We start from the raw sequence: 12,186 nt of genomic DNA, 5'->3' as shown, positions 1-12,186 counted from the left end.
ACGGGCCATCGACCAAGGGGCCTCAGCCATCGATTGAGGGCCCCAGCGGCGGACGACCACGTCCGCGAGAGCGGCGCCGGTATACGGCGCAAGGGAGAAGCATGGGACTGAGCGCGCGGATCCGTACCAGGGACGGATGGGCTCTGCCGCACGCCGTCGTGACGGTGACCGACATGACGGGTGCGCAGGTGCTGCGGGCCGAGGCCGACGACGAGGGGGCCGTGCACGACGCGGTGACCCTGACCCCGGGCCCGTACGTGGTGATCGTGACGGCGGTCGGTTACGCGCCGACGGCGTCCACGGCGATGGTGACGGCGAGCGGCCGTGCCGACGTCGGCACGGTGGTCCTCGCCCGGCAGGGCGGCGCGGAACTGCCGCCGCCCGGACCGTGGACGATCGACCCGGCGCACTCCTCGGTGGGCGCGGTCGCGCAGCACCTCGGCATCTCGAGCGTGCACGGCCGGTTCACGGAGTTCGGCGGCCGGATCGAGATCGCCCAGGACGTGGAGAAGTCGCGGGTGGAGGCGGTCATCAAGGCGTCCTCCATCGACACGGGCAACGGCATGCGGGACGGGCACCTGAAGACGCCCGACTTCCTGGACGTCGAGACGTTTCCGGAGATCACGTTCCGCTCGACCGGCCTGGAGCCGGCCGGGTCCGACCGCTGGACGGTGCACGGCGAGCTGACGCTGCACGGCGTCGTACGGCCCGTGGACCTGGACCTCAGCTACCTCGGCACGGGCGCGGACCCGTGGGGCGGCACCCGGGCGGCGTTCCGGGCGACGACCGAGCTGAAGCGCGAGGACTTCGCGATGAACTACAACCAGGTCGTCCAGGCGGGCATCTCCGCGATCGGCACGACGCTGAAGGTGGAGCTCGACATCCAGGCCGTGCAGGGAGACACGCTGCCTCAGAGCTGAGGGAGCGGCACGAAGCGCACCCGAGGGCTGAGCGGGGGTTCGAGCACGGTCCAAGTCGTAGGGTGCTGGACATGGCACCCAGCATCGCGACCAACACCCGTGTCTCCCTGGACGAGTTGCTCGACTTCGTCCGCCCGCGCCACCGCGCGCTCCTGCTGACCGCCCGCGCCGACGGAACCCCGCAGGCCTCCCCCCTGACCTGCGGGGTCGACGACTCCGGGCGGATCGTCGTCTCCACCTATCCCGAACGCGCCAAGACCCGTAACGCCAAACGGAATCCGCGGGTGAGCGTGGTCGTCCTGAGCGACGACTGGAACGGCCCGTGGGTGCAGATCGACGGCACCGCGGAGGTCATCGACTCACCCGAGTCGGTCGAGCCGCTGGTCGAGTACTTCCGCAACATCTCGGGCGAACACCCGGACTGGGACGAGTACCGCGCGGCGATGCGCAAGCAGGGCAAGTCCATCATCCGGATCACACCGGAACGATGGGGTCCCGTGGCGACCGGCGGATTCCCGGCTCATCTGGCCTGAGGGCCCTGACGTCAGGTGGTCCGCTGGGCCGTGACCATCGTGTCGATGCCGGCCAGCAGCAGGTCCAGCGCCACCTGGAAGTCCGCCTCGCGGATGTCCTCCACCTTGTGGCCCTCGGTGCCCGCCATCAGCGCCCGCGCGTTCTCGTAGTCCTCGGCCATCTCCGGGGCCAGCTCGCCGAAGGCGCCCATCGCGTGGTGGTAGTACTCGTCCTGGGTCATCCCGGCATCCGCGCAGCGCTGTACGAAGTGGCCCTCGATGGTCCCGTACCCGTACACGAACTGGAAGACGGCGGCGATCGCGCCCCGCTGGCCCTGCAGGTTGAGCCCGGTGTCCTCGATGATGCGCTGCACCTGGCGCGAGAACGCCAGCGAGTGCGGGCCGATGTTGAGGAAGTGGCCCGTGAGCGGGGAGGTCCAGGGGTGGCGCACCAGGCTCGCGCGGTACACCCCGGCGAGCTGCCTCAGCGGGGCGCGCCAGTCGCCGCCCGGCGCCGCGGGCTCCGGCAGTTCCATCTCGCCGAAGACACGGTCGAGGGCCAGCTCCAGGAGGTCGTCCTTGGTGTCGACGTACCAGTAGACGGACATCGCGGTCACGCCGAGTTCGGCCGCGAGGCGCCGCATCGAGAACTTGGCGAGGCCCTCGGCGTCGAGGAGTTTCACGGTGGCCGCGGTGATCCGCTCCCGGTCGAGCGTGCTGGGCGCCTCGCTCCTGCGGGCACGCGGCGTCTTGCCCTCCAGCCAGACGCTCGTCCGCGCCGGACGCCCCGCACGGTCGGCTGCCTTCGCCATGGCGCACCTTCCCAAAGTCCTCGTACCGGCCCGGTTCCGGCAGCGGACCGGAATAGCCCGGTCCGCCACCACCGATGCTAAGTGCAGCTACGCCGCGGCCTTCACCGCTGAGTCTGCCCGCTCCGCCCTCCTGAGCAACGCCGCGGCGAGGAGGCCGCCCACGAGCACGGCGACCGCGCCGACCAGCTGGCTCGTCTCCAGGCCCGAGGAGAACGCGTCGGCGATCCGCTCCCGCTCCGCCCCCGACTTCGCCGCGGCGGAGCGCCGCCGGGAGCGAGGCCGCGGAGACGGATACGAGCGCGGCGAACCGCGAGTTCAGCACGGCGCCGAGGACGGCCACACCGAGACCGTTGCCGAACTCGGCGAGCGTGCCGTTGACTCCGGCGCCGACGCCCGCCTTCTCCGGCGGGATCGCGCTCATGATGGCGTTCGCCATGGCGGGCATGGCGACGGAGATGCCCGCGCCCATCACGACGAGCCCGAGCAGCATGCCCCCGTACGAGTCCCCGCCGAGCAGGGCGATCGCGGCGAGGCCGGCCGCGAGGCACGACATGCCGGTGGCGATCGTCGCGGGGGTGCCGAGCTTCGGCAGGATGCGCGCGCCGACGCCGGTGAGGTTGAGGGCGACGACCGTGAGGGCCATGGGCGCCGTGCGCAGACCGGCCTCCAGGGCCCCGTAACCCAGCACGAACTGGAGGTGCTGGGTGAGCAGGAAGAGCGAGCCGCCCATGCCGAAGGCGACCAGGATCGCGCCGGCGACGGCCCCGGTGAACTGCTGGTTGCGGAAGAAGTGCATGTCCAGCATCGGGTACGGGATCCGCAGCTCCCACACGACGAACGCGGCCAGGACCACGAGGCCGACCAGCGCGGAGAAGCCGACGTGCGCGGACGTCCAGCCGTGCTGCGGGCCCGAGATGATCGCGTAGACCACGCCCGTCATACCGACCGTGGACAGGAGCGCGCCGACCAGGTCGGGCCGGTCGCCGAGCGGGTTCTTGGACTCGGGGACGAGCGCGAGGACCGCGATCAGGCCGATCACCGCGACCGGGATGTTGATCAGGAAGATCGCGCCCCACCAGAAGTGGTCGAGCATGACGCCGCCGATGAGCGGGCCCGCCGCGAAGCCGAGGGAGTTCACGGTGGCCCACAGGCCGATCGCCCTGACGCGCTCCGTGTCGTCGAAGATCTGCACGACGACGGCGAGCGTGGTGGTCATCAGGAGCGCGCCGCCGACACCCATCCCGGCGCGCGCGGCGATCAACTGCCCGGTGGACTGGGCGAGTCCGGCGACCAGCGATCCGGCGCCGAACAGGACGAGCCCGGCCGCGAGCATCTTCTTGCGTCCGTAGCGGTCGGCCGAGCTGCCCGCGGTGAGCAGGAGACCCGACTGGACCAGCGAGTACGCGTTGATCATCCACTGGATGTCGGAGGTCGAGGCGTCCAGTTCCCGGGTGAGGGAGGGGATCGCCACGTTCAGGACGGTGTTGTCGAGCAGCACGGTGAGCTGGGCGAGGCAGATGACGCCGAGGATCAGCCAGCGATGGGGGTCCCCCCTGGTCGAACGAAGTTGAGAGCTTGGGGGAGGATGGCCGCCGCCAGTGGCGGCCGTTGAGTTCTCGGCGCTCGTCGCCATCATGTCCAGATTCCCCTATACGGTGTACGTCGAGTGGCGTCGTACACCGTATAGCCGTCTGCGTGCGGCGGCCAAGTCACTTTTCGGCGCCCGACACCCGCTAGCGTTCTCCCGCCTGAAACCTGACGAGTGAGGGGTCGGATGTCCAAGCACCGCCGCACACCGCAAGTTCTGCTCGCCGCCGCACTGCTGGGGGGACTCGCCGCCGCGCCGCAAGCGCAGGCCGCCGGGGGACCACCGCCCGTCCCGCTGCGCATCGCCACGTACAACATCCACGCCGGGTCCGGCATGGACAACGTCTTCGATCTCGACCGCCAGGAGGCGGCGCTGCGCGCCCTGCACGCCGACGTCATCGGGCTCCAGGAGGTCGACGTCCACTGGGACGCGCGCAGCCAGAACCGGGATCTCGCCAAGGAGCTGGCGGACCGGCTCGGGATGCATGTGTCGTTCGCGCCGATCTACAGCCTCGACCCGGTCGAGGAAGGAGGGCCGCGCCGCGAGTACGGGGTCGCGATCCTGTCCCGGTATCCGGTCCGGGGTGCCGTCAACCACGAGATCACCCGCCTGTCGACGCAGGACCCGAACCCGGTCCCGGCGCCCGCCCCCGGTTTCGGGGAGGTCGAGCTGAAGGTGCGCGGGGTGCCGGTCCAGGTCTTCGTGACGCACCTCGACTACCGGTCCGACCCCTCGGTACGGGCCGCGCAGGTCGCCGACACCCGCAGGATCATGGCCGGGGAACGTACGTCGCCCAAGGACCGCCAGATCCTGCTCGGCGACTTCAACGCGGAGCCGGGTGCCCCCGAACTCGCCCCGCTGTGGAAGGAGCTGACACCGGCCGACCCGGGGGCGTACACCTTCCCGGCGGCGGATCCGGTCAAGCGGATCGACTACGTCGCGGTGGGCGAGGGCGTCCGGGTACGCGACGCGGCGGTGGCCGAGACTCTCGCCTCGGACCACCGCCCCGTTGTCGCCGATCTGTCGCTGAACAGGAGTTAGGCAGGCCTAGGACTTCGGCTGCGTCAGGTCGTAGAAGGTCGCGCTGCCCACGGTGACCTTCGTGTAGTTCTTCTCGACCCAGGACTGGATCTTGGAGGCGGAGCCGCTGCCGCCGCCCGTCCCGCCCATGCCGCCACCGATGAAGTAGTGGATCTTCCCGTCCTCGACGTAGCTCTTGAACTGGGCGAGCGTCGGGGACGGGTCACTGCCGTTGAAGCCGCCGATCGCCATGACGGGCTTGCCGGTGGAGAGCTGGTAGCTCGCGGCGTTCTGCGAGCCGATGGCCGCGGCGGCCCAGGTGTAGTCGTCCGCGTTCTTCTCGACGAGGGCCTTGGCCTTGGCGCTGACCTGGGCGCCGTTGAGGAGCCCGCCCATGCCGCCCGCGCCACCGCGTTCGCCCATGCCGGCGGCGCCCGGCATCGTGCCGGCGCCGCCCTGCTGCTTGCCGTTGCCTCTGCCCTGGTTCTGTCCCTGGCCCTGGTTCTGTCCCTGGCCGGGCATGCCGCCGGTCGGGGGCTGGCCCATGCCGCCACCCTGCTGGCCCTGCCCGCCCTGGCCGGGCTGCTGTCCCTGCTGGCCCTGCTGGCCCTGGCCGTTCTGCTGGCCCTGGCCGGGCGGCTGCATCCCGCCGCCGCGCATGCCGCCTTCGCCGCCACCGGGGCCGCCGCCCCGGCCGCCCATCATGCTCGCCCCCGCAGGACCGGCCGTCACGATCGACCCGCTGTGCCCGGTGTCGAGCGTGCTGATGGTGTACGCGGTCGGCCCGGCCAGCGCGGTCACAAGGCCCACCCCGGCGGCGCCGAGCGCCAGTTGACGGTTCAGCCGGCCCGCGACGGCGATGCCGAGGCCCGCCGCGACGCCGCCGACGAGGATCACCCAGCGCAGCCACGGCACATAGTCGGGCGTCCGGTTCAGCAGGACGTACGACCACACGGCCGTCACCGCCACCGTGACGCCGAGCGCGGCGGACGCCGTGAACCTGGCCCGCTCCTCCCACAGCACGCTCGCGCCCATGCCGACGAGCGCGGCGGCATAAGGGGCGAGGGCCACCGTGTAGTACTGGTGGAAGATCCCGGCCATGAAGCTGAAGACGACCATGGTCATCACCAGCGAGCCGCCCCACGCGAGGAACGCGGCGCGTGCCGTGTCGGTGCGCCGCGCCTTCCAGGTGACGACGACACCGGCGACGAGCAGCAGCAGCGCGGCCGGCAGGAGCCAGGAGATCTGGCTGCCGATCTCGGAGTTGAACATCCGGTCGATGCCGGTCTCGCCCCACTGGCTGCCGCCGCCGCCCATGCCGCCACCGCCGCCGCCGACGCTGCCGGTCTCCTCGCCGTTGATCCGGCCGAGTCCGTTGTAGCCGAAGGTCAGTTCAAGGAACGAGTTGTTCTGGGAGCCGCCGATGTACGGGCGCGAGGACGCGGGCCACAGCTCCACGACCGCGACCCACCAGCCGCCCGCGACGACCATCGCGAGCCCGGAGAGCAGCAGCTGCCCGATCCGCTTGAGCGGCCTGCCCGGCGCGAACACCGCGTACAGGACGGCCAGCGGCGGCAGGATCAGGAAGGCCTGGAGGGTCTTCGCGAGGAACGCGAGGCCGACGGCGACGCCCGCCCACACCAGCCACTTCGTCCGGCCGTTCTCCATGCCGCGCAGGACGCAGTAGACCGTGACGGTCATCAGGAGCGCCAGCAGGGCGTCCGGGTTGTTGAAGCGGAACATCAGGGCGGCGACGGGTGTGAGCGCGAACGCCGCCACGGTGAGCAGCCCGGCCGCCGCGCTGAACCGGCGCCGCACGGCCGCGTACAGGACGCCCGCCGTCGCCACGCCCATCAGGACCTGCGGGACGAGGATCGCCCAGGAGCCGAGGCCGAAGATCCGCACCGAGAGCGCCATCGGCCACAGCGACGCCGGGGGCTTGTCGACGGTGATGGCGTTGGCCGAGTCGAGCGACCCGAAGAACATCGCCTTCCAGCTCTGGCTCCCGGCCTGCACGGCCGCGGAGTAAAAGGAGTTGGCGTAACCGGAGGCGCTCAGGTTCCACAGGTAGGCGAGCGCCACGACGAGCAGCAGGCCGAGGAACGCGGGGCGCGCCCAGCGCGGGTCGTCGGACCGGCCGCGCCAGACCCGGGTGAGCGGGGGCTGCTTCGGGCGGCCGTGGCCTTGGCCCTGAACAGCCGGTGCGGCCGGGGGCTGTGGCAGCGCGGGTGCGTCGGCGGGGAGGTGTGGCTGGGTCATCGTCCGGTCCTCAGTTCGTGGTCGTACGCAGGTCGGGAGGCGTCCGGCGCACCGGGTACGGGCAGCGACGCGGCGGCGGGCGGCTCGGGGAACACCCAGGCCCGGAAGAGCAGGAAGCGCAGCACCGTCGCCGCGAGGTTGGCGGCGACGAGCACCGCCAGTTCCGTGGAGTGCGCCGGGTCCGCGGAGGCGGCGCCGAGCGCGGCGAGCGAGCCGCTGGTCAGGGCGAGCCCGATCGCGAACACGACGAGGCCCTGCGCCTGGTGGCGGACGGCCCGGTCCCGGCCGCGGACGCCGAAGGTGAGGCGCCGGTTGGCGGCGGTGTTGGCGACGGCCGACACGAGCAGGGCCAGCGCGTTGGCGACCTGCGACCCCGTGAACGTACGGAATCCGGAGTAGAGCAGCAGATAGACGAGGGTCGACAGGACGCCGACGACGCAGAAGCCGACCAGCTGGCGGGCCAGTCCCCTGGGCACGCCCGGTACCTGACGGTCGCGCGGGTCGTCGCCGAAGGGGCGGCCGAGCCGGTCCAGGGGGAGCGCGCCGACCGCGAGCGCCCGGCCCACCCGCCACACGCCCTTGAGGTCGTCGGTGGCCGTCTTCACGAGGTGCACCGTCGAGTCCGGGTCGTCGACCCAGTCGACCGGCACCTCATGGATACGCAGCCCGGCCCGCTCGGCCAGGACGAGCATCTCGGTGTCGAAGAACCAGCCGCTGTCCTCGACGAGCGGCAGCAGGACCCGTGCCACATCGCGCCGGATCGCCTTGAAGCCGCACTGGGCGTCGGAGAAGCGGGCCTGGAGGGAGCCGCGCAGGATCAGGTTGTACGCGCGGGAGATGAACTCGCGCTTCGGCCCGCGCACGACGCGTGAACTGCGCGCGAGGCGCGAGCCGATCGCCAGGTCCGAGTGGCCCGAGATGAGCGGGGCGACCAGCGGAAGCAGGGCGTTGAGGTCGGTGGACAGGTCGACGTCCATGTAGGCGAGGACGGGCGCGTCGGACGCGGACCAGACGGTGCGCAGGGCGCGCCCGCGGCCCTTCTGCTCCAGGCGGGCGTTCCGCACCTCGGGGAGCGCGGCCGCCAGGGCGGCGGCGACGTCCGGGGTCGCGTCCGTGGACGCGTTGTCCGCGATCGTGATGCGGAAGCGGTAGGGGAAGGTCCCGACGAGGTGCTGATGCAGCCTGCGCACACAGGGACCGAGGTCCCGCTCCTCGTTGTAGACCGGGATCACTACGTCCAGAACCGGTGCATCGCCCACGCCGGCCGGGAGGTGCTCCCGTGCAGGCAGCACCCCCAGGGAGGGGTCGGTGCCCGGAGAAGAGTCGGTTCGCATGACACCGACATTCGCCAACTGCCCTGTCAGACCTGTGTGGTGAGACTGTGGCCCGCCTGTGAGTGCGTGACGGGTTCGGCACACGCCGGCAGATGGACGGTGAACACGGTCCGGCCGGGCACGCTGTCGACGGTCACCGCGCCGCCGTGCGCGGCCGCGACCGCCTGCACGATGGCGAGGCCGAGACCGGTCGAGCCGTGGGCCCGGGAGCGGGAGGTGTCGCCGCGCGCGAACCGCTCGAAGACGTGCGGGAGCAGCTCGGGCGGTATGCCGGGGCCGTTGTCCTGGACGTCCAGGCAGACCCACGGCCCGTGCCGGTGCACGCGCGCGGTCACGGTGGTGCCCGGCGGCGTGTGCGTACGGGCGTTGGCCAGGAGGTTCACGAGCACCTGGTGGATGCGCGGCCCGTCGGCGAGCACGAGAGCGGGGTCGTCCGGCAGTTCGAGCCGCCACGCGTGGTCCTGGCCGGCCGCGCGGGCATCGCTCAGCGCGTCCACGACCAGCGGCGACAGGTCGGTCGCCTCGTACGACAGGGGGCGGCCGGAGTCGAGCCGCGCGAGCAGCAGCAGGTCCTCGACGAGCCCGGTCATGCGGTGGGCCTCGGACTCGATACGGCCGAGCGCGTGCCGGGTGTCGGGCCCGGTCTCCTCGCGGCCGCGCCGGGTGAGCTCGGCGTAACCGCGGATCGAGGCGAGGGGGGTACGCAGCTCATGGCTGGCGTCCGCGACGAACTGGCGCACGCGCGTCTCGCTCTGCTGGCGCGCCTCCAGCGCTCCGTTCACATGGTCGAGCATCCGGTTGAGGGCGGCGCCGACCTGGCCGACCTCGGTGCGCGGGTCGGCCTCGGTGTCGGGGACCCGTTCGTGGAGGGCCACTTCGCCGCTGTGCAGGGGGAGTTCGGAGACACGGGTCGCGGTGGACGCGACGCGGCGCAGCGGCCGCAGGGCTACGCCGACCATGGCGGCGCCGGCGAGTGACGCGGCGACGAGACCGGCCGCGGTGACGCTGATCTCCACGACGATGAGGGTGCTGAGGGTGTCCTGCACCTCGGTCTCGGGCAGGCCGACCATGGTGTTGCCGCCCGGCTTCGAGGAGATCCGGTAGTCGCCGAGTCCGGGCACGCTGACGCTGTGCGTCTCCCCGTCCTGCGGCACGTTCCCCAGCGCGGTGATCTGCGCGCCCGTCAGCGGGACGATCGGGTTGTCCCGGTCGGCGACACTCTTCGCGGCCTCGGTGACGCTTCCGTCGGACTCCACGAGGGCGCCGATGGTGCCCGGCCTGCTCGGACCGCCGAGAAAGCTCAGGTTCTGCGCCTGTCGCTCCGGACCGGGACCGCCCGTGGACTGGAGGACGGCACCGTGCACCTGCTTGTCGAGCTGCTTGTACAGATAGGTGTGCAGCGCGATCGTGGTCACCGTTCCGATGACCGCGCACACCAGGGCGATCAGCGCGACAGCCGTGATGACGAGCCGCTTGCGCAGGCTGCGCGGCTGCCGCCGCCCGCTCATGACGCGACGGGCACAGCGGGCTTGATGAGATATCCGGCGCCGCGCCGCGTGTGGATCATCGGCTCGCGCCCGGCGTCGATCTTCCGGCGCAGGTACGAGATGTACAGCTCCACGACGTTGGCCTGGCCGCCGAAGTCGTAACTCCATACGCGGTCCAGTATCTGCGCCTTGCTCAGGACCCGGCGCGGGTTGCGCATCAGGTAGCGAAGCAGCTCGAACTCGGTGGCGGTCAGATGGATGCCGTCCCCGCCTCGCGACACCTCGTGACTGTCCTCGTCGAGCGTCAGGTCACCCACGACGAGCACGGACTCGCTGCGCCGATCGGCTGCTCCCGAGCGGCGGATGAGCCCGCGCAGCCGGGCGACGACCTCCTCCAGGCTGAACGGCTTGGTCACATAGTCGTCGCCGCCGGCCGTGAGCCCGGCGATCCGGTCCTCGACGGCGTCCTTCGCGGTCAGGAACAGCACCGGCACGTCCTGGTGCTCGCGCCGCAGCCGGCCGAGCACGGACAGGCCGTCCATGTCGGGCAGCATCATGTCGAGCACGATGGCGTCGGGCCGGAACTCGCGCGCGGTCTGCACCGCGCCCATCCCGTCCGCGGCGCTGCGGATCTGCCAGCCCTCGTAGCGCAGGGCCATGGAGAGCAGCTCGGTGATCGACTGTTCGTCGTCCACGACGAGGACCCGGACGGGGCTCCCGTCCGGCCTCAGCAGTTCGGTACGCCCCTGGGGCGAGGTCGCGGTCATGTTCCACACCTTGCGCGCCCGCTCTGAGAACCGGCTTTCGGCAACCTGTGAATTCCCTGAGAAACGCACAGCGGGCTCGCAAGGAGCGTCAGTCCAAGGGGTTACGCCAAGGGGTCAAGGCCGAACAGCCGTGCCCCGTTCCCGTGGCACACGGCCCGCAGCCACTCCTCCCCGAGACCGAGCCGCTCCAGGGCCTCCAGCTGGTGGACATAGGGGTACGGAATGTTCGGGAAGTCGGTGCCGAGCAGGATCCGGTCACCGAGATCGGCGAGCCGGGCCAGCTCGCCGCGGGGGAACGCGGCAAAGCGTTCACTGAAGTCGGTGAACGCCATCGTCGTGTCGAGGCGCACCTCCCCGTACCGCTCGGCCAGGTCGAGGAAGTCCGTGTACTCGGGCATCCCCATGTGGGCCACGATCACCGGGAGCCGCGGATGCCGGGCGAGCAGCCGGGCGACCGGCTCGGGCCCGGTGTGCTTGCCGGGGGCCGGCCCCGAGCCGCAGTGCATGACCACCGGGAAGCGGGCCTCGGCGAGCATCCCCCACACGGGGTCGAGCAGTTCGTCGTTCGGGTCGTACGCCCCGACCTGCACATGCGCCTTGAAGACGCGCGTGCCCGCCTCGACGGCCTCCCGCACGTACCGGTCGACGCCCGGCTCGGGGAAGAACGTCGACGTGTGCAGACAGCCGGGGGTCCGGCGCGCGAAGTCGACTGCCCACCCGTTGAGCCACTCGGCCATGCCCGCCTTGTGCGGGTAGAGCATGGACGTGAAGGCACGCACCTCGAACTCCCGCAGGCGCGCGAGCCGTTGCTCCTCTTCCTCCCGGTACGCGATGGGCCAGGCCATCCCGGTCAGCGGCCCCGCCGCGTCGAAGTACTCCCACACCTTCTTCAGGACCCGCTCGGGCATGAAGTGCGTGTGCACGTCGACGATCCCGGCCAGGCCGTGCCGCTCCCGGAACCGGGCGACCCGCTCCGCCTCGCCGCCACCCGCCGCGCCGCTCTCCGCGTTACTCTCCGCGCTCAAATCCGTGACTCCGTTCGACCTTGGCGACATGGAGCGAGTAGCTCTCGTACCACTCGGCGCGGCCGCGCCGCTGTGCCTCCCGGTGCTCCCCGTTCCCGGCCCACTTCCTGAGCCCTTCCTCGTGCAGGAAGTAGGCGACGGTGATCCTCAGCCCGTTCTCCGAGGCCGCGAAATCCTCCCCCAGGAACCCGGGTATCTCCCTGACCAGCTCCGACATCCGCTCGGCGGTCACCCCGTATCCGTTGTCCCCCGGCGTGCGCACCGAGGTGAACACAGCGGCGTAGTAAGGCGGTTCGAAGACGGGCACGGGCCGGACGGTACGGGCGGGACCGGCGCCGCTCTCCGGCCCGACAGGCGCTACTCCGTGATCACTCATGTCACTCACGATGCGGCCCGGCGACGGACGATGTCCACCCCCATTGCCCTACGGGAGGCGAGACTTGACCATTCGGTCGACGAAGC

Annotated in this window: 10 protein-coding genes and 1 pseudogene; 3 read left to right on the top strand and 8 right to left on the bottom strand. The window is 71.4% G+C overall.

The genetic code is table 11. From position 1 onward, the window contains the following. The first annotated feature begins 101 nt into the window (after window positions 1-101). Together OG456_RS18830 and OG456_RS18825 are read left to right on the top strand one after the other, a co-directional pair. Window positions 102-920 carry a YceI family protein gene (locus OG456_RS18830; protein WP_266562475.1) on the top strand — a complete coding sequence of 273 codons (819 nt, stop codon included), beginning with the start codon at window positions 102-104 and terminating at the stop codon, window positions 918-920. Between the two features lie 71 nt (window positions 921-991). Beyond that, window positions 992-1,453, top strand: coding sequence for a PPOX class F420-dependent oxidoreductase (locus OG456_RS18825; RefSeq protein ID WP_266562473.1), 462 nt, complete (start codon window positions 992-994; stop codon window positions 1,451-1,453). Window positions 1,454-1,464: 11 nt separating this feature from the next. On the opposite strand, the gene OG456_RS18820 is transcribed toward OG456_RS18825, so the two are convergent. Together OG456_RS18820 and OG456_RS18815 are read right to left on the bottom strand one after the other, a co-directional pair. Then, window positions 1,465-2,244, bottom strand: a complete 780-nt coding sequence (locus OG456_RS18820; RefSeq protein WP_266562471.1) for a TetR/AcrR family transcriptional regulator — start codon at window positions 2,242-2,244, stop codon at window positions 1,465-1,467. A gap of 87 nt (window positions 2,245-2,331) precedes the next feature. Next, a pseudogene (locus OG456_RS18815) lies at window positions 2,332-3,880 on the bottom strand (MFS transporter). 138 nt (window positions 3,881-4,018) lie between these two features. Between OG456_RS18815 and OG456_RS18810 the strand changes: the two are divergent. Next, window positions 4,019-4,873, top strand: coding sequence for an endonuclease/exonuclease/phosphatase family protein (locus OG456_RS18810; RefSeq protein WP_266562469.1), 855 nt, complete (start codon window positions 4,019-4,021; stop codon window positions 4,871-4,873). A gap of 6 nt (window positions 4,874-4,879) precedes the next feature. On the opposite strand, the gene OG456_RS18805 is transcribed toward OG456_RS18810, so the two are convergent. The 6 genes from OG456_RS18805 to OG456_RS18780 form a co-directional block, all read right to left on the bottom strand. Beyond that, complete coding sequence (locus OG456_RS18805) at window positions 4,880-7,111, bottom strand: glycosyltransferase family 39 protein (RefSeq protein ID WP_266562467.1); 2,232 nt, start codon at window positions 7,109-7,111, stop codon at window positions 4,880-4,882. Beyond that, on the bottom strand, window positions 7,108-8,445 hold the full coding sequence (locus OG456_RS18800; RefSeq protein WP_266562465.1) for a bifunctional glycosyltransferase family 2/GtrA family protein: 1,338 nt from the start codon (window positions 8,443-8,445) through the stop codon (window positions 7,108-7,110). The genes OG456_RS18805 and OG456_RS18800 overlap by 4 nt, the downstream gene beginning before the upstream one ends. A gap of 26 nt (window positions 8,446-8,471) precedes the next feature. Beyond that, the gene (locus tag OG456_RS18795) at window positions 8,472-9,953 is read right to left on the bottom strand and encodes a cell wall metabolism sensor histidine kinase WalK (protein ID WP_266562463.1); all 1,482 of its coding nucleotides are present in this window, start codon (window positions 9,951-9,953) and stop codon (window positions 8,472-8,474) included. Then, window positions 9,950-10,699 carry a response regulator transcription factor gene (locus OG456_RS18790; protein WP_266562461.1) on the bottom strand — a complete coding sequence of 250 codons (750 nt, stop codon included), beginning with the start codon at window positions 10,697-10,699 and terminating at the stop codon, window positions 9,950-9,952. The genes OG456_RS18795 and OG456_RS18790 overlap by 4 nt, the downstream gene beginning before the upstream one ends. A gap of 101 nt (window positions 10,700-10,800) precedes the next feature. Then, a complete protein-coding gene (locus OG456_RS18785) occupies window positions 10,801-11,640 on the bottom strand; it encodes an amidohydrolase family protein (RefSeq protein ID WP_266569337.1) in 840 nt (279 codons plus the stop codon). A gap of 67 nt (window positions 11,641-11,707) precedes the next feature. Then, on the bottom strand, window positions 11,708-12,031 hold the full coding sequence (locus OG456_RS18780) for an antibiotic biosynthesis monooxygenase (RefSeq protein WP_266562459.1): 324 nt from the start codon (window positions 12,029-12,031) through the stop codon (window positions 11,708-11,710). Between the last annotated feature and the right edge of the window lie 155 nt (window positions 12,032-12,186).

This window comes from Streptomyces sp. NBC_01446 (assembly GCF_026340095.1).
Taxonomy (GTDB): domain Bacteria; phylum Actinomycetota; class Actinomycetes; order Streptomycetales; family Streptomycetaceae; genus Streptomyces; species Streptomyces aureus.
Note: the sequence above shows the minus strand (reverse complement) of the source record. Positions and strands in the feature narration are given on the sequence as shown.